Annotated in this window: 15 protein-coding genes and 2 pseudogenes; 13 read left to right on the forward strand and 4 right to left on the reverse strand. The window is 47.0% G+C overall.

Annotated features, from left to right (window positions below; all coding sequences use genetic code 11):
- Positions 1-15 precede the first annotated feature (15 nt).
- The 10 genes and pseudogenes from E7747_RS13875 to E7747_RS13920 all read left to right on the forward strand — a co-directional run bounded on the left by E7747_RS13875 (position 16) and on the right by E7747_RS13920 (position 13,613).
- On the forward strand, positions 16-549 hold the full coding sequence (locus E7747_RS13875; RefSeq protein WP_136416589.1) for an RNA methyltransferase: 534 nt from the start codon (positions 16-18) through the stop codon (positions 547-549).
- An 88-nt stretch (positions 550-637) separates the two neighbouring features.
- Positions 638-1,323, forward strand: a pseudogene (clpP, locus tag E7747_RS13880) (ATP-dependent Clp endopeptidase proteolytic subunit ClpP).
- Positions 1,324-1,341: 18 nt separating this feature from the next.
- The gene (clpX, locus tag E7747_RS13885) at positions 1,342-2,610 is read left to right on the forward strand and encodes an ATP-dependent Clp protease ATP-binding subunit ClpX (RefSeq protein WP_136416591.1); all 1,269 of its coding nucleotides are present in this window, start codon (positions 1,342-1,344) and stop codon (positions 2,608-2,610) included.
- 81 nt (positions 2,611-2,691) lie between these two features.
- A complete protein-coding gene (gene recQ, locus E7747_RS13890; protein WP_123614467.1) occupies positions 2,692-4,866 on the forward strand; it encodes a DNA helicase RecQ in 2,175 nt (724 codons plus the stop codon).
- 43 nt (positions 4,867-4,909) lie between these two features.
- Entirely contained in the window at positions 4,910-5,569 is a 660-nt protein-coding gene (locus E7747_RS13895) for a cell division ATP-binding protein FtsE (RefSeq protein ID WP_136416592.1), read from the forward strand.
- A 118-nt stretch (positions 5,570-5,687) separates the two neighbouring features.
- Entirely contained in the window at positions 5,688-6,974 is a 1,287-nt protein-coding gene (locus E7747_RS13900) for an NAD(P)/FAD-dependent oxidoreductase (protein WP_136416594.1), read from the forward strand.
- Positions 6,975-7,103: 129 nt separating this feature from the next.
- On the forward strand, positions 7,104-8,891 hold the full coding sequence (gene argS, locus E7747_RS13905; protein WP_136416596.1) for an arginine--tRNA ligase: 1,788 nt from the start codon (positions 7,104-7,106) through the stop codon (positions 8,889-8,891).
- Between the two features lie 100 nt (positions 8,892-8,991).
- Positions 8,992-9,735 (forward strand): Bax inhibitor-1/YccA family protein, encoded by a 744-nt coding sequence (locus E7747_RS13910; RefSeq protein ID WP_123614471.1) that lies wholly within the window; start codon positions 8,992-8,994, stop codon positions 9,733-9,735.
- A 62-nt stretch (positions 9,736-9,797) separates the two neighbouring features.
- Positions 9,798-10,993: pseudogene (locus tag E7747_RS13915) on the forward strand (saccharopine dehydrogenase family protein).
- A 127-nt stretch (positions 10,994-11,120) separates the two neighbouring features.
- Positions 11,121-13,613, forward strand: coding sequence for a PemB family protein (locus E7747_RS13920; protein WP_136416598.1), 2,493 nt, complete (start codon positions 11,121-11,123; stop codon positions 13,611-13,613).
- A gap of 453 nt (positions 13,614-14,066) precedes the next feature.
- Here the strand turns inward: E7747_RS13920 and E7747_RS13925 are convergent, their stop codons facing one another.
- Positions 14,067-15,296 (reverse strand): ISAs1 family transposase, encoded by a 1,230-nt coding sequence (locus tag E7747_RS13925; protein WP_228449113.1) that lies wholly within the window; start codon positions 15,294-15,296, stop codon positions 14,067-14,069.
- A gap of 320 nt (positions 15,297-15,616) precedes the next feature.
- On the opposite strand from E7747_RS13925, the gene E7747_RS13930 reads away from it, so the two are divergent.
- From E7747_RS13930 to E7747_RS13940, 3 genes are all read left to right on the forward strand, one after another.
- Complete coding sequence (locus E7747_RS13930) at positions 15,617-16,171, forward strand: IS1096 element passenger TnpR family protein (RefSeq protein WP_123614474.1); 555 nt, start codon at positions 15,617-15,619, stop codon at positions 16,169-16,171.
- A 235-nt stretch (positions 16,172-16,406) separates the two neighbouring features.
- Entirely contained in the window at positions 16,407-17,126 is a 720-nt protein-coding gene (locus E7747_RS13935; RefSeq protein WP_136416600.1) for a hypothetical protein, read from the forward strand.
- 32 nt (positions 17,127-17,158) lie between these two features.
- Positions 17,159-17,584: a hypothetical protein gene (locus E7747_RS13940; RefSeq protein ID WP_136416602.1), complete on the forward strand. Its 426-nt coding sequence runs from the start codon at positions 17,159-17,161 to the stop codon at positions 17,582-17,584.
- A 12-nt stretch (positions 17,585-17,596) separates the two neighbouring features.
- Here the strand turns inward: E7747_RS13940 and E7747_RS17370 are convergent, their stop codons facing one another.
- From E7747_RS17370 to E7747_RS13950, 3 genes are all read right to left on the reverse strand, one after another.
- A complete protein-coding gene (locus E7747_RS17370; RefSeq protein ID WP_317130203.1) occupies positions 17,597-18,145 on the reverse strand; it encodes an MATE family efflux transporter in 549 nt (182 codons plus the stop codon).
- 26 nt (positions 18,146-18,171) lie between these two features.
- The gene (locus E7747_RS17375; protein WP_317130204.1) at positions 18,172-18,960 is read right to left on the reverse strand and encodes an MATE family efflux transporter; all 789 of its coding nucleotides are present in this window, start codon (positions 18,958-18,960) and stop codon (positions 18,172-18,174) included.
- A 270-nt stretch (positions 18,961-19,230) separates the two neighbouring features.
- Positions 19,231-22,485: a S41 family peptidase gene (locus tag E7747_RS13950; RefSeq protein ID WP_136416603.1), complete on the reverse strand. Its 3,255-nt coding sequence runs from the start codon at positions 22,483-22,485 to the stop codon at positions 19,231-19,233.
- Positions 22,486-22,538: the final 53 nt, after the last annotated feature.

A 22,538-nucleotide genomic window follows, 5' to 3' on the forward strand; every position in this document is an offset into this window, starting at 1 on the left:
GTATAAAGACCAAATATGGAAAAGAAGACCATCCGCGACCTTCACCGCGCAGACATCGAACACTTCAAGCGCCAGCCAAAAATGTCGCTCACAGTAGTGCTTGACAACGTGCGTAGCCTAAACAATATCGGAGCTATATTCCGGACATGCGACGCCTTCGCCGTCGAGCGCATAATGCTGTGTGGCATCAGCGCATGCCCGCCATCGCCTGAAATCCACAAGACAGCCCTCGGCGCAGAGGAGTCGGTGGCATGGAAGTATTTTGCGACAACCGACGAGTGCATCGCCGAGCTTCAGCGCGACGGCTATACGCTATGCTGCCTCGAACAGGTCAAAGGCAGCATTGAACTTCAGGAATTCTCGCCTCAACGCGGACGGCGCTACGCCATGATACTCGGGCACGAAGTCGATGGTGTGGCGCAAGATGTGGTCAACCAATGCGACATCTGCCTTGAGATACCGCAAAGGGGCACAAAACATTCGCTTAACGTATCAGTATCAGGCGGAATAGCCATCTGGCATTTTTTCGAGCATCTCTCCACCTATTGAAAGATACATTTTAGAATATTTTTTTGACCGAAACAGTTTTTTTTTGTAACTTTACATTACAAAAACAGCGAAAACAAGTTACACATCTATGAATAAAGATTTTAGGAATTTCGCGGTGCACCATCTCGGAATGAACGGGCTCGCACTTGACCAATATGCCGCATCTTCGGCTCAACAGATAACATCCTCATACATCTCTCCTACAATCATCGAAGAACGCCAGCTTAACGTAGCACAGATGGATGTGTTCTCACGCCTGATGATGGACCGCATCATCTTCCTGAGCACCGATGTCAATGATTACACGGCAACCGTCGTGCAGGGACAGCTCCTCTATCTCGACTCTGTAGATCGGGCAAAGATATTTCAATCTATCTCAACTCTCCCGGCGGCTCTGTCATCGCAGGTCTCGGCCTTTATGACACCATGCAGCACATCAAGAGCGACGTATCGACAATCTGCATCGGCATGGCCGCTTCAATGGCAGCAGTTCTTCTTGTTGCGGGCGCTCAGGGCAAACGCATGGCTCTACCCCACTCCCGCGTGATGATTCACCAGCCCCTCGGAGGCGTGCAGGGCCAGGCTTCGGATATCGAAATCACTGCCCGTGAAATCCTCAAGTACAAAGCGGAGCTCTACAAAATCATAGCCGACCACTCAGGCATGCCGCTTGAACGCATCGAGGCAGACGCAGACCGCGACTACTGGATGACAGCTGACGAAGCCAAGGAATATGGCATGATCGACCGTGTGCTCCTCCCCGAAAAGAAATAATCACAACCAAGACACGAAATGGCAAAAAAATCCAATTCGAATCAAGGAATCAAATGTTCATTTTGCGGTAAGGAACCATCCTATACCGACATACTCGTGCCGAGCCCGCTCGGTGACACATACATCTGTAGCGAGTGCGTCGAACAGATTGAAGGACTCCTGAAAGATTATTATCAGGAGAATCCTTCACTCCGTCCCGCAGGCTCTAAAAACCGCAAAGACACACCCTCGGCAGACATCGAAGCAAAGCCTCTTCCAACCCCGGTTGAAATCCGCGAATTTCTCGACCAATATGTCATCGGGCAAGAGGACGCAAAAAAATATCTGTCGGTCGCAGTCTACAATCACTACAAGCGTCTCGCACAAGACAAAGACGACGTCGACATTGAAAAAAGCAACATTATCATGGTCGGCCCGACCGGAACAGGCAAAACACTTTTGGCCAAGACTATCGCACGGCAGCTCGATGTGCCTTTCGCCATAGTCGACGCGACAGTCCTCACCGAAGCCGGTTATGTCGGCGAAGACATAGAGAGCCTTCTGGTCCGGCTTCTTCAGGCAGCCGACTACGATGTGGCCAAAGCCGAACGCGGAATAGTATTTATCGACGAAATCGATAAAATAGCGCGAAAAGGTGACAATCCGTCAATCACCCGCGACGTATCCGGCGAAGGTGTCCAGCAAGGCTTGCTCAAACTGCTTGAAGGATCAATCGTGAACGTTCCGCCGAACGGTGGACGCAAACACCCCGAGCAGAAAATGATTGCCGTAGACACAAAGAACATTCTTTTCATCTGCGGAGGCGCGTTTGACGGCATCGAGCGCAAAATCGCCCATCGTCTCAACACTCACGTGGTCGGTTTCACAGGTTCTTCCGTAAGATCCAAAGTAGATTCCGACAACTACCTGAAATACATAGCGCCTCAGGATCTCAAGTCGTTCGGGCTTATCCCCGAGATAATCGGCCGTCTGCCCGTACTCGTCCATCTTGATCCGCTCGACCGCGAAGCCCTGCTTAGAGTGCTCACTGAGCCGAAGAACGCTATTACAAAGCAATACGAGAAGCTGTTCGCAATGGACGGTGTAAAGCTCGTATTCACCGACGAGACTCTTGAATTCATCGTTGATAAAGCGATTGAATACAAGCTCGGAGCGCGAGGTCTTCGCACAATCGTAGAGACCATCATGATGGATCCGATGTATGAGACCCCGTCGACCGACATCAAAGAGCTGGTCATTGACCGCACATTTGCCGAGGAGAAAATCCGCAAAGCCTACATAGGCTGAGCGGAGACCTCCGCTGCAATCTCCTATCCACCCTCCTCATAATATCACATTTCACTCCTCCACCAACCTGAAGCATATCCCATGAATCAACGACTTCACGACGCACTTAAAGAGCATTTCGGTTTTGACTCCTTCAAGGGCAACCAAGAAGCTATCATGAGCAGTCTCCTTGACGGAAACGATGTTTTCGTCCTGATGCCGACCGGAGGCGGAAAGTCTCTGTGCTACCAGCTTCCCGCCCTCATGATGGATGGTACGGCCATTATTATTTCCCCGCTGATAGCCCTGATGAAAAATCAGGTAGACGCAATACGCCATTTCAGCGAGGCTGACCACGTGGCCCATTTCCTAAATTCATCGCTCAACCGATCCGCAATCGATCAGGTGAAATCGGACATCACCGCCGGGCGCACGAAACTGCTCTATGTCGCACCTGAGTCGCTGACCAAAGAGGAGAATATAGAATTTCTTAAAACCATACCGATTTCATTCTACGCGGTTGACGAAGCTCACTGCATTTCGGAATGGGGGCATGATTTCCGCCCTGAATACAGACGCATACGTCCCATCATCAACGAAATCAATCCCCGGCCGATGATTGCTCTCACGGCCACCGCCACGCCCAAGGTGCAGCATGACATACAGAAAAATCTCGGCATGACAAATGCCAAAGTATTCAAGTCATCGTTCAACCGCGAGAATCTGTATTATGAAGTCAAACCGAAGACTCAGAATATAGATAAGGAAATCATTAAATATATCAAAAACAACCCCGGGAAATCAGGCATCATCTATTGCCTGAGTCGAAAAAAAGTCGAGGAACTTGCTGAGATGCTTGTAGTAAACGACATCAAGGCTCTTCCCTATCACGCAGGCATGGACGGAGCGACACGCAGTTCCAATCAAGATGCCTTCCTGATGGAGAAAGTCGATGTCATCGTGGCCACCATAGCTTTTGGCATGGGAATTGACAAACCCGACGTTAGATTTGTTATACACTATGATATGCCCAAGTCGCTTGAAGGCTATTATCAGGAGACAGGCCGTGCCGGCCGAGACGGAGGTGAGGGACAGTGCATCACCTTCTATACGGCCAAGGACCTTCAGAAAATGGAGAAATTCATGCAAGGCAAACCGCTTGCCGAGCAGGAAATCGGACGCCAGCTCCTGATTGAGACCCAAAGCTACGCTGAGGCAAGCAGTTGCCGCCGACGTTCGCTGTTGTTTTATTTCGGCGAAGAATACGGACATGACAACTGCCAGAACTGTGACAACTGCATTAATCCAAAGAAAAAAGTGGAAGCTAAAGATGATTTATGCGCGGTGTTGGAAACCGTCATCGCACTAAAAGAAAAATTTAAAGCCGACCATGTTACCGACGTTGTGCTCGGACGGGCTACCTCAGATGTCAAATCCTATGAACATGACCAGCTTGAAGTATTCGGCAGCGAACAAGGCGCGGACGAACGCCTTATCAGTGCCGTAATCCGCCAGGCCATTCTTGCCGGCTATCTCGAACGCGATATCGAGAACTATGGACTTTTAAAAATCACAGCGAAAGGCAAAAAGTTCCTTTCTCGTCCCGAATCATTCAAAGTGGTCGAGGACACAGATTTCAGTGAGGAGCCGGAACCAGAGATCCTGAAGAGCGGAGGCTCGTGTGCCGCTGACGACGAACTTTTCAGCATCCTCAAAGACCTTCGCAAGAAGATCGCCAAGAAGCTCGGACTGCCACCATATGTGATATTCCAAGATCCATCGCTCGAAGCGATGGCCACCACCTATCCTATTTCAATTGAGGAGCTCCAGAATATCCCCGGAGTCGGCCAAGGAAAGGCAAAGCGCTATGGCGAAGAATTTGTCAAAGTAATCAAGCGCCATGTCGAGGATAATGAGATTGAACGGCCGGAGGATTTCCGCGTACGCAGTGTACCGAGCCGCAACTCTACCAAATATTTCATAATTCAGGCTGTGGACCGTAAAATTCCCCTGCCGGAAATCGCCATAGCCAAGGGTCTTGATTTCAGCGAGCTTATCGATGACATCGAAGCCATCGTATATTCAGGCACAAAAATCAACATCAACTACTATATCGACGAAATCATCGACGAGGATTCACAGGAAGAAATATTCGACTTCTTCAAGGAATGCCAGACCGACGATCTCAATGAAGCATACCGCGAACTCGGAGAAGATTTCACCGAAGATGAAATCCGTCTGATGCGCATCAAATTTCTCTCTGAGATGGGCAATTGATTCCGCGCAATAAAATCCACATCTGCCACCACAACTCGAAAGCATGGGAAAAGTCATAGAATACAAGGATGTCGAGCTTCACCGTCAAGACCTGATAGCTCTGAAACATGTCAATCTCTCGGTCGACGAAGGCGAGTTTGTCTATCTTATGGGCAAAGTCGGGAGCGGAAAGTCAAGTCTGCTCAAATCCATCTATGCCGACATACCCATCGCTTCGGGTGAGGCGCGGGTGCTTGATTATGACCTCAACAAAATCCGCAACAAGCAGATTCCATATCTGCGGAGAGAGATCGGAATCGTCTTTCAGGATTTTCAGCTACTGACCGACCGCAGCGCATATGCTAATCTGCGTTTCGTGCTTGAAGCGACAGGCTGGCACGACAAAGCTGAAATCGAAAAGCGTATAGAAGAGGTGTTGAAGCAGGTCGGAATGCTTAACAAAAGCTACAAGAACCCTCATGAGCTATCTGGCGGCGAACAGCAACGTATCGTAATAGCCCGCGCGTTGCTCAACAGCCCGAGGATAATCCTTGCCGATGAGCCGACATGTAATCTCGACCCTATAACCGGAGAAGCCATTGTAAGCCGTCTTCATGAAATCGCGGGCAAAGGCACTGCCGTCATAATGGCAACTCATAACCTCTCGCTCGTTGAACAATTTCCGGCCCGCATTCTCACATGCGAAAACCGGACCATTGTCTGACTGCAACCGCAGCCTGACACACGACCTGATATTTCAGCCACTGCCAAGTAAAACCAACAGGAGAAGAAATGCGTTATAGAATCAACAAAACTATAAACGCAATTCGTCTTTCCTGCTTATGTCAACGAAACAAAAAATAGTTGTAATCGGTGGTGGTTTCGCCGGTTTGAACTTTGTCAAAAAGATAGACAAGAGTAAATTTGATGTAACACTCGTCGACAAACACAATTATCACACTTTCCCGCCTTTATTCTATCAGGTAGCTTCATCAGAGCTTGATCCGACAAGTATTTGCTTCCCTCTACGCCGTGAGTTGCGCAAACGCAATTGTCACGGGGTTGCCTTTCATATCGGTAAAGTCAGAAAAATAGATGTGGCAGCAAAGACCATATCCACTGATTATGAGACGACCCATTACGATAAACTCGTAATAGCACTTGGTACAACCAATAACTTTTTTGGGAATAAAGACCTTATCAAAGATGTATACACACTAAAATCGACTGATCAGGCCATAAGAATACGCAACGAAATTCTATTTCGCTGCGAACGCGCCGCAGTTGAGCCGGACAATGAAAAGCGACGCCGGATGTTGAGTTTTGTGGTAATCGGTGGAGGGCCTGCCGGAGTTGAAATCGCCGGAGCAGTCGGAGAATTGAAGCGTTACATCCTGAAGCGTGACTATCCCGGAATTGCTCCCGATGATCTCAGCATAACGATCATAGAGGGTACAGATAGATTGCTTGGGACGATGAGCCGGGAAGCATCTGACACAGCATTGCGCGACCTCAATCAACTAATGGTCGAGGTAAAACTCGGCCGTCTGATGAAAACATACAATGATAATGTAATCACACTTGACGACGGCTCTACCATTTACAGCGAAATGGTCATTTGGACTGCCGGTGTGACTGGTGTGCCAATTGAATTTTCAGGAACCGACTATAAGGCCGGACGTGGCGGCCGCTTTCCAACCGACCATTATTGCCGCATCGCAGGGCTCGAAGACATATATGCCATAGGCGATATCGGGCTCATGACAACCGAAAAATATCCGAAAGGATTACCACAACTTGCACAAGTAGCCATACAGCAAGGACGCTTTCTCGCAAAGAACTTCAATTCCGGCAAATGGGAAAAACCGTTCAATTATGTCGACAAAGGCTCTATGGCCACCATAGGCCGAAACAGAGCTGTCGCAGACCTACACAGTATACACTTGTCAGGCTTTATAGCATGGCTCGCATGGATGTTCATCCATCTGATTTCACTTCTTGGCATGAGAAACAAAATCAATGTGCTTATAAACTGGATATGGGCATATTTCAGCTATAATACATCTTTAAGACTGCTTCTCGCCGGATCAAAATATCCCAAAAGAGGAGAGTTATGGGACAAAGGATGACAAATATTTCGGATATTCGCATTTTTATTGTAATTTTGTGATTTGAAGCTTGGGTGCGTCAGCTCTCAAGCAAAACATAATCATCTTAGGAATTTTTTATTTATTAAAGACAAAATCCGAACAATAAAAATGTCTATTGATAGCATCATTGCACAGGCAGTCTCAAAAGCGGTCAAAGAGCTTTACGGCATCGATACTCCCGCAGAAACCATAGTACCACAGGCTACCCGCAAAGAATTTGAAGGCAACCTGACAGTTGTCGTCTTTCCGTGGGTAAAAGCAGCCCGCAAGGCTCCTGATGCCGTCGGTCAGGAAATCGGCGCATGGCTTGAGGCTAACGAAGAAGCAGTTGAGAAATTCAACGTGGTCAAAGGCTTCCTCAATATCACCATTGCTCCTAAATTCTGGAATTCGGTGCTCAGTCATATCGCTGACACTCCCGACTATGGTTTGCAGACAGCCAATGAAAATTCGCCTCTCGTAATGGTAGAATATTCATCACCAAATACGAACAAGCCTCTTCACCTCGGACATATACGTAACAACCTTCTCGGTTTCAGTCTATCAGAAATCCTCAAGGCATGTGGCAACCGAGTCGTGAAAACCAATATCGTAAATGACCGTGGCATCCATATCTGCAAATCAATGCTTGCCTGGCAGAAATGGGGCGAAGGAGTGACACCTGCCTCTTCAGGGAAAAAAGGCGACCACCTTATCGGTGATTTCTATGTACTTTTCGACAAGCATTATAAAGCCGAGCTTAAAGCACTTGAAGAGCAGGGCATGACCAAGGAAGAAGCCGAGGGTGCATCTCCTCTGATGAAAGAAGCCCGCGCGATGCTCGTGAAATGGGAACAGAAAGACCCTGAAATCAGATCCCTCTGGGAGACAATGAACTCGTGGGTCTATGCCGGATTTGACGAAACCTACAAAAGAATGGGCGTTAACTTCGACAAGATTTACTACGAAAGCGAGACTTACCTCGAAGGCAAGGGGAAAGTCCTCGAAGGTCTTGAGGCCGGGAAGATGTATCGCAAAGAAGACGGCTCTGTATGGGCCGACCTTACAGGCGAAGGTCTTGACCACAAGCTTCTTCTGCGTAGCGACGGGACATCTGTATACATGACTCAGGATATCGGCACAGCCAAACTGCGCTATGAGGATTATCCCATTGACAAGATGATATATGTCGTTGGTAATGAACAGAACTACCATTTCCAAGTTCTATCCATTCTTCTTGACCGTCTTGGCTTCAAATGGGGCAAAGACCTCGTGCATTTCTCCTACGGCATGGTAGAACTCCCTGAAGGGAAAATGAAATCGCGTGAAGGCACTGTCGTCGATGCCGACGATCTTATGGATGATATGGTTGCAACCGCAAAAACAGTATCAGCCGAGCTCGGAAAACTCGATGGTCTCAGCGACGATGAAGTGGCACGCATTTCAGAGATGGTCGGCCTCGGAGCGCTCAAATATTTCCTTCTGAAAGTCGATCCGCGTAAAAACATCACTTTTAATCCAAAGGAATCAATTGACTTCAACGGCAATACCGGCCCGTTCATACAATATACCTACGCCCGAATCTGCTCTGTTCTTCGCAAAGCTGAAGAAGAAGGCATGAAGATCGGTGACTACAGCAACGTTGCCCCCGGAGAGCGTGAGATAACCCTTATCCAGACTCTGGCTGATTTCCCGGCGACTGTTCAGGCTGCAGGACAGAGCTATAGCCCGGCACTCATTGCCAACTATATCTATGACCTCGTGAAGAGTTACAATCAATTCTATCACGACTGCTCCATCTTAAAGGAAGAAGACGAGGCCAAACGTTCGCTCCGTCTCGAATTAAGCCGTCAGACAGCCAATGTCGTTAAAACAGGTATGGGGCTGCTCGGCATCGAAGTTCCTGAAAGAATGTAAACCACACACGAGCAATAGCCATACAAACATATTGCATCGTCAGTCCGTTTCTATACTACTCTATAATTCATTTCACACAAACTAAAAACGCATCTTAAACATGAGTTACAATCAGCAGACACCTCCCCCTTATTACGGCGGAGGCAATAATTACAACGGATACCATGCCTCACAGGCAGAGGTTGTCCAGACCACCTCTTCGGTGATGAAGCGTGTCTACTTCAAGATGTTTCTTGGTCTTCTCGTGACCGCCTTCATCTCGCTCTTCTGTGCAAACTCCATGAGCTTCATGTCATTCGTAGCGACCAATTCATGGTTCTACTGGGGTCTGTTTATCGCTGAACTCGCACTTGTATTCGTACTCTCTGCACGGGTAATGAAAATGTCGTCGGCAGCAGCCACTCTGATGTTCTTTGCATTTGCCGCCCTCAACGGCATGACTCTTGCTCCGATTTTCCTCGTCTATACAATGACTTCTATCGCCAAGACATTCTTTATCTGCGCCGGTACGTTCGGTGCCATGAGTGTCTATGGCTATTTCACCACTCAGGACCTTACGAAATGGGGCAATTTCCTGTTCTACGCGCTTATAGGTCTGATTATCGCTTCTGTGGTAAATATCTTCACAAAAAGTTCAACTCTTGACTGGATTATCTCGATTGCAGGTGTGCTCATCTTCGTCGGTCTTACTGCATGGGATACTCAAAAAATCAAGCAGATGGCTCTTGTGACACCGTCATCGTATGTCGGTCATCTCGCCACTATCGGCGCGCTGACTCTCTATCTCGATTTCATCAATCTCTTCCTCTATCTCCTTCGTTTCTTCGGTAGCCAGCGCGACTGATTGGCATCTTCATTACCGATAAAACAAACTCAGATTTAAATCCTATCTTTAAAATAGAGAACATGGCAAAAGTCGTAATCATCGGAGCAGGCGGCGTAGGAACCGTTGTAGCTCACAAGTGTGCCCAGCACCCTGAAGTTTTCACTGAAATCGTCATCGCTTCGCGCACCCGCAGTAAATGTGACGCAATTGTTGAAGCCATCGGCAAGCCCAATGTCAGCTCAGACGTTGTTGATGCCGACAGCGTTCCTCAGCTCGTAGAGCTTTTCAACCGCCACAAACCCGAGCTTGTCATCAATGTGGCACTCCCCTATCAGGATCTTACCATCATGGATGCTTGCCTTATATGTGGTGTCAACTACCTCGACACTGCAAACTATGAGCCGAAAGATGTGGCACATTTCGAATATTCGTGGCAGTGGGCCTACAAACAGCGTTTCGAAGATGCCGGCCTGACTGCAATCCTCGGTTGCGGATTCGATCCCGGAGTGTCGGGTGTGTTCACAGCATACGCCGCCAAACACTATTTCTCCGACATGGAATACCTCGATATCGTCGATTGCAACGGCGGAGACCACGGCAAAGCGTTTGCAACAAACTTCAATCCTGAAATCAACATCCGCGAAATCACACAAAACGGACGTTATTACGAGGACGGTAAATGGGTGACAACAGGTCCGCTTGAAATCCACAAGACTCTCACATACCCGAATATCGGCGAACGCGAAAGCTATCTTCTCTATCACGAGGAACTCGAATCTCTTGTCAAGAACTATCCTTCAATCAAGCGCGCCCGTTTCTGGATGACATTCGGACAGGAATATCTCACACATCTCCGTGTAATCCAAAATATCGGTATGGCTCGCATCGACGAAGTGGAATTCAACGGACAAAAGATTGTTCCTCTCCAGTTCCTAAAGGCAGTCCTTCCCAATCCGCAGGATCTTGGCGAGAACTACCACGGCGAAACATCTATCGGATGCCGCATCGAGGGCTCGACAAAGAAGGCAAGCACCTCACTTACTATATATGGAACAACTGTTCACATGAAGAGGCATATCGTGAGACAGGCATGCAGGCTGTCAGCTATACAACCGGTGTTCCGGCAATGGTTGGCGCAATGATGTTCCTGACAGGGAAATGGGTTAAACCCGGTGTGAACAATGTCGAAGAATTCGATCCGGATCCGTTCCTCGACGAACTCGCCAAAAACGGTCTTCCATGGAACGAGGAATTCAACCTCAATCTTGAAGTATAATAAACAGAATATACTTACTCAATAACAAGGACGCTTTTTGAGTGTCGGCAGAAAGCACATTGAAAATCAAAAGAGCTTCTGATGACACTCAAAAAGCGTCCTTGTCATTTATCAACCATTCCTAACCATGATAAAACCACTTCTGCTAACAGCGTCTCTGTTATTTTCCGGCGCATATGCCTCAGCCGAAAATCTCACTGTCAGTCCTGATCATTCATCAGTCAGTCTAAACGGACAAAATTTCACTCTCAGTCCGTCCACATTGTTGCTTACCGCAGGAAAAAGCAAATCGCCATACGCATTCAACGACGCACTTTCAGCCATCAGCGCAATCAACAGAGCCGAAGCGACTAATGTGACTCTGTTTGTCGAGCCGTCAGTCTACTGGCTCGATAACCCTGACGATCCGGAAATCCGCCGTAATCCCAAGAATTCCGGGAGTATTCCGTATGCTGCCGAAATCAGATGCGATACACTATCAATCATCGGACTTGCAGACAATCCCGAAGACGTAGTCTTTGCCGTCAACCGCGGGCAGACACAAGGAGCACTCGGCAACTACACAATGCTTCATTTTATCGGCAAGAGTCTGCACACGGAAAACATGACTTTCGGAAATTATTGCAACGTAGACCTTATCTATCCAAAAGATCCGTCCCTTAACCGCCCGAAACGTCGTGATGCCATTGTTCAGGCACAACTTGGAATCTGTGATGGGACAGACAGGGTGTTTGCTCGGAACTGCCGATTTATCAGCCGTCTGAACCTGTGTCCGATGGTAGGTGGGCGGCGTTCACTGTATAAGGACTGCTACTTTGAATGTACGGATGACGCACTTACAGGTTCTGCCGTATACCTCGACTGCAAATTCACATTCCATAGCGGTAAACCGTTCTATACCACCGCATCAACGGGAGCAGTTTTTCTCAATTGCGACATACATACTCTTGTCAACGGAGTCCAATATCTGACCAAAGCTCCCGGCATGGTAACAATGATTGACACCCGTTTTACCGCCGAGAACCCTGTGAAACTGCAATGGACACGCGACATCTCTCCTATACGCTGCTATCAAAGCGGAATCACTCTCAACGGAAATCCTGTGACTATTGACGCTGACAGGCCGGAACTCAGCACCGATATCACGGAATCGCCCCTGCTTGAAGCATATAAAATCATCAACGAGGGAAAAAATATTTATAATACACCAAACCTTCTCGGTGGAAATGACGGATGGGATCCGCTCGGCATGCTTACCGAAGTACGAAAAGCAGAAACAGCTCAGGGTAAGTCGCTGACCTCACGTCCCGTAGCACTAAAAATAAACGTCACATCACGACCACTTACCGCACAGGGTGATACGCTACACCTCACAACGTCTCCTATATGCTGGGGTGACTATCCGGCAATCGGAAAATACAACGGAATACGCTGGTCTGCCCCAACCACTATTAAACTTTCAACTTCCGGGCTCGCGGCAACAGCTACCAGCGCCAACATGTTTCCACGAAAAGCCGAAAGCATAATCACAGCTGTCACCTCCGACGGTCTCACAGGTGCGACAAAAGTCACAGTAGAACCCTATCTCAAAGATGCTCCTGAATTCTCAGCTTTCCCATCGGTAAAAGTCGAAAAAGGCGTTGCAAAAGTCAGCTATAAACTTTCAGCAGACGGAAACGACGACAGCTACATCGTATGGTATCGTTCCACGCGCCCTGACGGAGCTGACAGTATCCCTGTTCGCCACGGAAGAGGACTAAGTGGAGCGACCTACACTCTTTCAAGCGCAGACCACGGGTATTTCATTACAGCTGCCGTATCTCCTAAACTTGACGATACCCGTCAAGGGACACGTAAGAGTGTCAGACTTGAATGCGGAGCAATCACTAAGAAAATCTCAAAGGCTTCGCCGAAAAAAGAGCGGACACTCTTGACATCATTTGCGGAAATTCCTATCATAAAGACAAAAGGAGGGAAACCGGGATTCTGGCATTTTGACTCTTATAAACCGGCTGACACACAGCTCCACGACTGGAAAGCAGACCCGGATTTGAGCTGGTATTACGGTCAGGCAACCGATGCGTCGACCGGCACAGGACTCGTACAGGCCACAAGAGGTGCGCGCTTATCATATACTCCGACAATAACCGACTGCAAGGCGATGAGTTTATCACTCGTGGCTGAACCATGCAAAGGTCCGGGACAGGGATTCGGAAGTGCCACCGGTCAGTATATGGATGTATGTATCCGATTCGATCCACAGACTCTTTCCGGCTATGGATTGCGTATTGAACGTACTCCCAACTACGACAAAGCTGTCACATTTACACTCGTTCGTTATGCCGACGGTAATGTATCTCCAATCAGTATACCCGTCGCATCAAACTGTTTCCGTAATCCATGTCATATTTCGCTTGAACTCAAGAATGGAATCCTGAGCGCTAACGCCTACACTGAAGCTCCATCTGTCGGAAACAGCAATCCGGATGTGAAATCTGCTGTCAGCATTTCAGCCAAAACCTCAATCCCGACGACAAACAATTCATTCGCCATACAACACACAGGCTCTGTAGGCGCATCGGCAACCCTGATCCGCGATTTAAAGGTCACATGGGAATAATCACGATGAAATTCAAGCCTTCATCTATGTGATATTTTCATGAACCCCAAAATAACCAGATTTATTTCCGGCTGTGTTTTTAAATGCAGCCGGATTTTATTTTCTATTCATAGGCAGTAAAACCTTTATCTTTTCCATCAACGCCTTAATGCAGGATGTCGGTAGACACTCATAAGCAAAAAATGATTTAATCCTCATGTATGCCACAGAACCAACACCTTCAATACGATCAAAAGATGTGATAATACGAAAACCTCCAGAATGGCCACATCAAATGCTATACCCCGAATAAGAGTCCCTATTTTCATATATCGCTTAAATGCAGTACCACGGCTCTTTCATTTAAGACAAAAAATAGAGACATATCTTCCCTTACCCGGTTCATTTCGAATCGGGTAATTTTATTGATGTTGTATGTCAGGGATTTATCTTTTTGTCAAAATCTTAATTTTTTCATTTTTGGCACAGGAACCGCATGAGTTTAGTAAAGCTCATTGAGACATGCCTCATGAGCTCTGCCACTCCTTTTCTTTTGTCCGACCGCTTTTTGCGAAGCCCTTTCCATATTGAAAATACCGAGAGGACTATTCTCTGGATGGTGTCAAGATTGCGGGCAGCTTTAGACGACTTACGTTTGATCCTGTCTTGCAGGAGATTGACATCCAGCCCCCAGTGCATGCTCTCTATCGACCAGTGGTCTCGCACATATGCCCCGAGAGCGGGCGTGTCGGTTGGCAGACTGCTCACATACAGCCTTTTTTCGGAGGTATGCGCGCCTGTTGACTTCCTTACCGTGTCGGCTTCATATTCTATTATCGTCATATTGCCGCCCCATTTCTCCTTGTCTGCTATGACTTCAAGCCCGTCGTAGACACGATAAGTCCGGGTCTCGATTCTGCCGTGTCCGAGTTCCGGCCCTTCGGTATATGAATAGACGGGCGTGAGCCCCTCAAGTCTGTCTTCCACGCCGTAGCGCAGGGAGCGCTGGTTGGCCTTGAGTTCTATCAGGAAGTCACCGCCTTGCTCCCTGATTCTGTCGATTATCTCCTTCTGCATGGACATGGCGTCTGCGGTTACGATCTTTCCGGATATGTCGATTTTGTCAATCAGTACCGGGACTGCCTTTATCTCGTTGCTCTTTTCCTGACATGCTTCCGTTGCCACTGTAATGCCGGCATTGAAAGAATATGCCGACACAATATCCGGATTGCGCCCGTTTTCCTGAACGGTGCCACGCTCGGCCTTACCGTCCACACAGACTATTTCCCTGTCGCGGCACGCCTTAAGCAGCTCATTGCGGAAGCCCTCGGCGAACGCCTGCATCCTGTCGGCCATGGATAAATCGTCGACACCGTTCTCCACCCGACAAAGGGTAGCCTCCGAAGGGATTCCATTCTTCAGTAGACCCATTTTACGGAGTTTTTTGAGATTGTGTCTGCCGAACGCTATTATATCAGCACGTCCGACATACCCGCAGGTCCGTCCCAGTATCATCAGAATGATGATGTCACTGAGCCGGTGACGGATGTTTCCTTTATCACACCTACGGAAATCAGGGACTGACCAGGCAAAATTCATCAGGCGTTCCAGGATACTGCCCTGTGGTATGAATTTATTTAGTACTTTTGCGGCATGATTGGGCTTACGTGCCTCAATCGAATGTTTTTGGTCAAGCGGATCCATTTTTTTTGCGTAACTATTTGATTTTCACCTATAAAGTTACTAAAAATCTGCCGCTTGGCCAAATTTTATGAATGCTTATTTTATTAATAATCAGGGAAATAGTCACATCTATACACGCAGGATGCCCTCTATAAAATAGCACATTCATTGAGTGTGCAACGTATTCTTAAATGAAAGAGCCGTGATGCAGTACTGAATTTTTTCACTAAAGTGTTTTGGGTTTAAAAAAAAGTTATTACTTTCGCAGTACAGATTAATGACCATACAAAAATTGTTGTGGTCTTTCAGAAAATAACAAGAAATACAATACACGATTCAATATGATATTCAATTTTCGTATCGTCTCTGACGAAGTTGACAACTTCAAGCGTGAAATACAGATAGACGCTGACGCCACATTTCTTGACCTTCGCAATGCCATCTGTGACTCTGTTGGCTACGACAAGGGACAATTCAGTTCATTCTTCATGTGTGAGGATGGATGGGAACGCAATCAGGAAATCTGTCTGGAAGATATGGGATCGGATTCTTCAGAGGATGTCTATCTGATGGAGGATACACCATTGAGTGATTTCATTGAAGACGACGGACAGCGCCTTGTGTGGGTGTTCGACTATATGACAGACCGTTCATTTTTCATTGAAATGAAAAAGTCGATTCCCGGCAAAAATCTCCACGACCCGCTCTGTACGATTTCAATGGGCGACGCTCCCGCTCAATTCGTAGATCTTGATGACTTCGATGCAAAGATTGATGCAAAAGCCGCACAATCAGTCGTATCGTCGGATCTCGATGACGATTTCTATGGCTCGACTGAGTTTAACGAAGATGAATTTGACGCAGCCGGCTTTGACGAAATGACCTTTGACGAATAATCTGATTCCTTTTAATTAGTGAATATAAATCCCTGTCAGACCACATTCCCTGATAGGGATATTTTTTCGTCTCAAAGCGAAATGTAAGGTGACAAAATCAATTATTCAGCCACCCATGTTAAAAAAACGTAACCATACGTTGTTTTTATCAGTTTATCGTTTACAGTGATTGTTTTATTCAGATTTAATTCTGATATTTGCAACTATAAGTCACACAATCAGAATCACTCACATTATGAATAAGATATTCTCTCTTCTATTTGCCGCCCTACTTTTTGTGGGCTGCACAGACAACCGTCGCACATACGAGACTCCATCACAGATACGTGACTATCAGACCGACGCAGAAATTATGGCTCAGTTCATCGACATTGATGCTTCAACCGGGCTATTTTATGTCAACGCTGACAAGAAAATTGCTGTCACAGACTATGTCGTCAATCATAGCCGCGAGGAACTTGCCTCTGTCAGCGATATCAACCGCGACAGATTCTTAAGCGAGATGAATGATGCAAACGTCATTCTGAAAGCCCTCAGCGATGAATCACATGTCAGCGCCGTGGTCTACTCGACATATTCAAACAGCTATGTGCGGACAGGCTCAAACGAAAGCTACCTGAAAGTCACACGATTCGCAAATGAAATAAGCCGGTCGGGATTTCTCGGAAATGTCGATATAAACGGACGCAACACAGATGCCATACTCTATCGTCTGCCGGAAAACATCCAGATGAATATAGCAGCATCTCCGCGTTCGACATTCTATGTCTCACAACTTTCGTTTTGCGACAATCACGATACTGACCGCGCTACTATAGTCATCACAGGCGTAGGAGCAACAATCCCCAAGGACTATATGATTATGTTAGGCATTGATGCGAATCGAGAGTCAATGAAAATCAAAGGCTCATCGTTGCTTGATGACAGTCCTGTTTCAGTAAGTTTCTCAAAATGAAAAAATCGGTCTTTACGGCTATCTTAACAGCCGTGGCAACACTTATATTGGTCGCCTGTGAAAAATCAGGATATATCGGACCGGAACAAGAGGGCGTGGTAGCGAAGCTCACCGCAAACAACTGGGTATGTAAATCAATCACCCATCCCGACTCGTCCCCAGAAATCTACGATGAAGACAATATGATATACAGCTTCGAGACTTCAGGCAAAGGTTGTTACCGATACGTGAATCCTGATCCTGACAAAGAGGACTATGTGACCTATTTTCAATGGGCTTTCACAAACGACACATTCGCGGTAATCTATTTCAGTGACGGCTATTCCATGACCTATTGGCTCATTGACAAACTGACAGACAAGGAACTACATGTCACCGGCACCAATCAGGATCCTGTAATCTACCCAAACATATACAAAACCGAATATGTGTTCAAGGCAGTCCCAAAGAATCCATGATTCCATATCATTTCAGGCAACACAACATTTTTCCTTACGTCTCTTAAAGAAATAATAGCCGACAATCGATACCGATGTCAAGATCTCGGACGCAGCTAACGCCAACCATATTCCATTATTCCCTAAAATGGCGGGCAATATTATAAATGACGTGATTAGATACAATATCCCCCTCAGCAATGCGAATACAATCGATGGCAATACTTTTTCAACGCTCTGAAAATATCCGATTGCGGTAAGGTTAAAAATAAAAAATATAAAAGCTATAGAATATAACGGGAATCCGGCCACTGCAATTTCAGCTGCTTCAGTATATCTGTCAAGAAACAGCCCCACCATCAGATCAGGAAAAAGGTTGAATGCAAGCGTGACCAAAACGCCACATGCGATAGCAGTGATGATGGCGAGCCGTTCGGTTGCAACAACCCTGATTCGCTCATCAAGGCCGTAATTATAACTTATTATTGGCTGTGCGGACTGGGCAATGGCATTACCAATCATAAACACGAAGGGGCAATAATAGCATGCGATGCTGAAGGCACCCACACCGTTGTCACCCATATAGCGCATAAACATAAGATTTCCCATCAGCATGAGAACCCCATCGTCGCTTCACCGAGCAATGCTGATATACCAATCCGGCACTGATAGCCGATGTTGCGGATGGTCAACATCAGACTCTTCCGGCTAATCTTGATTTTTATAATCTTAAGTGTCGTCGCAAACCATACAAGATAAGCCATCACCATGCCGCCACCGACCATACAGCTAAGAAATGTGGCCAATGCCGCACCTCTTACGCCCATTCCGAGCGGAAATATAAAAACATAGTCGAGAATGACATTAAGCAGGCCGGGAAGGACATTGCACCACATAGCATATCTCGGAGATCCGTCAAGACGAACGACAAACAGACCGATCGCACACCACACCTGAAACAGACAAGTAGCGAAAATCCAAGGCATATAATCCCTTACCAACGGCAACAGATTTTCAGAACTGCCGAGCAGACGCCCGGTAGCAGATACTGATGTCAGAGTCAATGCAAGAAACGCACATACAATAATGGTTGCCACGAAGAGTGACTGTGTGATGTTCAGTCTTGCAGCCTTGACATTATTATTTGCGAGATGGACCGACGACACCACCGATGCCCCGACTCCAAGCATCAGTCCGATACCCATCATGACCATTGTGGGAGAGATACATATATTCACGGCAGCCAAAGCGTCGCTGCCACAACCGCGACCGACGAAAATGCCGTCTGTCGCCGTTACGGCACATAATGACAACATGCCGAGCAATGTCGGGACAAGATAGATTCTGAAAAGAGTGGGAATGTGTACCTTACCAAGATCAATAGCATCACGTTTCATTATAAAAATTAGCTTATAAATAAGTTAAACATAAAAATAGCCGCATAAGAATCGTGGTTTTACCCGGTCATCTTATCCAGCATAATATCATGCCCTCCGATGAGGATTACAAAACGCAAGCTTATAATCGGTATTACAAAAGTAGTAAATATTCTTTATCTGTCAAAATCATACTCTCCTGCAAAAAAAACGGACTGACGATAAGCGTATCATCGTCAGTCCGTTTTTTTAGTTAGCGACTAAGTCGCGGTCTTGAATATGAAGAAAGGGTTACTTCTTCACAGCCTTGGTTTTATTCATAAGATGCTTTGTAGCACCAATGAGCTGGTCGTCAACACCACTGAGCACATTCTCTGGTGTGTTGTAAATCAGCACATCAGGATTGAGCTGTTTATTCTCCAGAGGCTGTCCGTCAATATCGAGAGAAGTAACCTGCGGTATACCGAAATAAATTGTAGGATCAATCTGTGTCTCCCACCAAACTGCAGTCATTGTTCCCGGAATAGGCGCACCGACCACATCTCCGATTTTCAAGGTATGATAGACATACGGCGAACCATGCGCATCGCTGTAGTTGCTTTCGTCGACAAGCATCACTGACGGCTTGGTCCACTGAGAGAACGGCTCGGTGCCGATATACTGTCCGCGAGGGCTGAAACGCACATACTCTTTACCGCCAAGCAGAAGCGCGAGGTCATTGTGAAGCCAGCCTCCACCGTTGTGACGGGTATCGACAACCACCGCATTGCAATTGCGGAACTTGCCAAGAAGACGGTCGTAGACTTCACTGAAACTTGATCCATCCATACCTTCCACATGGACATATCCTATGCGACCGCCTGACACGCTGTCAACGATGCGCTCATTGCGTTCAACCCAGCGATGATAAAGTAGATCGCGAATATTTCCGGCTGTAGTTGTCTTGACATAGACATTCTTTTTGTCGCCGTTGCGTTTCTTTATGCTGAGCTTAATTTTCTTTTTGCCTTCAAGCAGAGGGAAATAATCCTGTCCGGCAAGAATAGTGGAATCATTTATCGCCATGATAATGTCGCCTGCCTCAACTCCGACATTCTTGGGTGACAGAGGGCCACGCTTTATGACCTCAACCACTTTCAGACCGTCACCTTCATAGTTCTCATCGAAGAACGCTCCAAGATTAGAGGTCGACAGACGGTAACTGCCTCCGCGATAACCGCTGCCGGTATGGGAGGCGTTGAGTTCGCCGAGAATTTCACTGAGAAGGATGGAGAAATCATAGTTGTTGTTGATATATGGGAGGAACTTCGCATATTCATCACGATACTTAGCCCAGTCAACTCCATGAAGGTCCGGATCATAGAACTTGTCAAGGACCTGACGCCACATGTGTTCATAGATGTAATTGCGCTCATCTGCAGCACGACGGGTATATTCAGCCTCAAAAGCCACAGGAGTCTGTTTTCCTGAAGCGAGAGTGACTTTCTTGATACCTGTACGATCCATAACAAACACATTCTTACCGTCTTTATCAGGAATCATGGTCCATGCGCTCAGACCTTTCGCAAGCGTCTTCGTGTCACCTTTCTTCAAATCACGTTCATAGAGCGAACGTCCGTCGGGGCTTGAAGCGACATAGTAAAGTTTATCGGCCTTAGGAGAAACATAGTATGCGCCAAGCTTTGAAGAAGAACCGGTCAGACGTTCGAGGCGATGACGGCGGTCAGCGAGATCGAATACAAGAGGTTTCGACTCTTTCTTTTCAGCTTTGTCATCTTTCTTATCCTTGTCGGACTTCTTCCCTTTTTTTGAATCCTTCTTGTCGTCTTTTTTATCTTTTTTGTCCTTGCCCTCCTTATCTTTTTTATCTTTTTCTGCTTTATCAGCAAGTTTTTCTTCTTCCTCAGTCATATTGAAGCGGTCATAAGCTTCACCGTCAAGGAACATAAGGAGTACATCGCTTTCATTACCCCAGCTGCCATGACTCTTATAGCCATATTTAGCAGTGGTATAGGCCACAGCTTTTCCACCGAGAACCCACTGAGGACTGCTGTTGCTATACCCGCTCTCTGTAAGATTAATGACTTCACTGCCGTCGGCTTTTACAAGAGCGATATCTGAATTGTTCCAGCCACCGACACCGATATAGTCAATCAGAAGCCAGTTACTGTCAGGTCCCCATTCGAAACCTATATCTCCGTCCTGATAGCTGTAGTTGAATTTACCGTCTAAGGCTGTGGTCACTTTCTTTGATTTGACATCAAGAATGCGCAGCGTTGTGCGGTCTTCAAGGAATGCCACTTTCTTGCCATCGGGACTGTAGTCGGGGAAAAATGCCGGCTTATCACTTTTGTATAACGATTTCTCAACAAGTTCAGTAGCATAGAGCAATGACTTTTCATCCGGATCTTTAATCTCAGTCGTGAACAGCTGCCAGATTCCGTCACGGTCGCTGTCATAGACGATACTACGTCCGTCAGGAGCAAAGTCGACCGAACGTTCCTGAGCGGGAGTGTCAGTAATGCGACGGGTGGTGTTATACTCGGTAGAAGTCACATAGACATCACCGCGAAGCACAAAAGCAATCAGCTCGCCATCGGGCGACACAGCGATGCTCGACGCACCTGAACGACGCAAAGACTTTTCGGCAGACGACGCATATTCGTCGGCAATGATTTCAACATTGACCTTCTCGGGTTTGCCGTTCTCATTCATAGTATAAATCTCACCGTCCCAGCTGAAAGCAAGAGTTCCATTATCCGATGCGGAGAGCGAACGGACAGGATGTGTGGTAAACGATGTCAACTGCTTCTTTTGCTTACCGTCCACAGAGCGTTTGTAGACATTCAGAGTACCGTCCTCTTCGCTGACGAAATAGAAAGAACCGTCAGGTGCCCATACAGGATTGAGATCGTGTCCGTTGAAGTCTGTCAGCTTTGTATGCTTCCCGTTATCAAGCAGCCACACATCTGAAGTACCTGACGAACGTTCATGTTTACGCCATGCGTTCTCCACTCCTTTCTTGTCGTGATAAAGCACTCGTCCGTCCTTGCCGACGCTCAAAGCCGGCATGGTCAAAGAAATGAACATCTTAGGACGATGGCCTTCAAGATCCACAGTGTAGACCTGCTGATTAAAACCACCCTGAGCGGCAGTCGGCGACGGGAGCAATGATGCTGAAAACAGCACATGGTCATTATCTTTAAATGCCAGCGGAGTTTCATTGCCGGAGTTAGTGGTCAGGCGTTTTGGCACACCGCCTCGACTGTTGACAACAAATACATCCATTGAGCCTTCGCGATCACTTCCGAATGCAATTTTTGTGCCGTCGGGACTCCATACGGGATTGGTGTTGTAGCTGCTTCCCGATGTCAGCTGACGGGCTTCACCTCCCTTGGCCGGAACTGTGAAGATGTTGCCTTTATAGGTAAAGGCGATTGTCGCGCCATCAGGAGAAATAGCCACATTACGCAGCCATAAAGGGGCTGCAGAAGCTCCTACTGCCGAAACAGCAAACAGAGCCAGTGAAACAATACTTTTTCTCATAATGTGATATTAAATATGATTGGATTTGAATTAATCAAAAATAGTTGCTTAAT

Origin of the sequence: Duncaniella dubosii (assembly GCF_004803915.1) — a bacterium.
Lineage (GTDB): Bacteria > Bacteroidota > Bacteroidia > Bacteroidales > Muribaculaceae > Duncaniella > Duncaniella dubosii.

Excerpts from the sequence above, each read along its gene's own strand:
- E7747_RS13875 (WP_136416589.1), top strand. The coding sequence starts at position 16 with ATGGAAAAGAAGACCATCCGCGACCTTCACCGCGCAGACATCGAACAC.
- clpX (WP_136416591.1), top strand. The coding sequence starts at position 1,342 with ATGGCAAAAAAATCCAATTCGAATCAAGGAATCAAATGTTCATTTTGC.
- recQ (WP_123614467.1), top strand. The coding sequence starts at position 2,692 with ATGAATCAACGACTTCACGACGCACTTAAAGAGCATTTCGGTTTTGAC.
- E7747_RS13895 (WP_136416592.1), top strand. The coding sequence starts at position 4,910 with ATGGGAAAAGTCATAGAATACAAGGATGTCGAGCTTCACCGTCAAGAC.
- E7747_RS13900 (WP_136416594.1), top strand. The coding sequence starts at position 5,688 with ATGTCAACGAAACAAAAAATAGTTGTAATCGGTGGTGGTTTCGCCGGT.
- argS (WP_136416596.1), top strand. The coding sequence starts at position 7,104 with ATGTCTATTGATAGCATCATTGCACAGGCAGTCTCAAAAGCGGTCAAA.
- E7747_RS13910 (WP_123614471.1), top strand. The coding sequence starts at position 8,992 with ATGAGTTACAATCAGCAGACACCTCCCCCTTATTACGGCGGAGGCAAT.
- E7747_RS13920 (WP_136416598.1), top strand. The coding sequence starts at position 11,121 with ATGATAAAACCACTTCTGCTAACAGCGTCTCTGTTATTTTCCGGCGCA.
- E7747_RS13925 (WP_228449113.1), bottom strand. The coding sequence starts at position 15,296 with ATGGATCCGCTTGACCAAAAACATTCGATTGAGGCACGTAAGCCCAAT.
- E7747_RS13930 (WP_123614474.1), top strand. The coding sequence starts at position 15,617 with ATGATATTCAATTTTCGTATCGTCTCTGACGAAGTTGACAACTTCAAG.
- E7747_RS13935 (WP_136416600.1), top strand. The coding sequence starts at position 16,407 with ATGAATAAGATATTCTCTCTTCTATTTGCCGCCCTACTTTTTGTGGGC.
- E7747_RS17370 (WP_317130203.1), bottom strand. The coding sequence starts at position 18,145 with ATGGGTGACAACGGTGTGGGTGCCTTCAGCATCGCATGCTATTATTGC.
- E7747_RS17375 (WP_317130204.1), bottom strand. The coding sequence starts at position 18,960 with ATGAAACGTGATGCTATTGATCTTGGTAAGGTACACATTCCCACTCTT.
- E7747_RS13950 (WP_136416603.1), bottom strand. The coding sequence starts at position 22,485 with ATGAGAAAAAGTATTGTTTCACTGGCTCTGTTTGCTGTTTCGGCAGTA.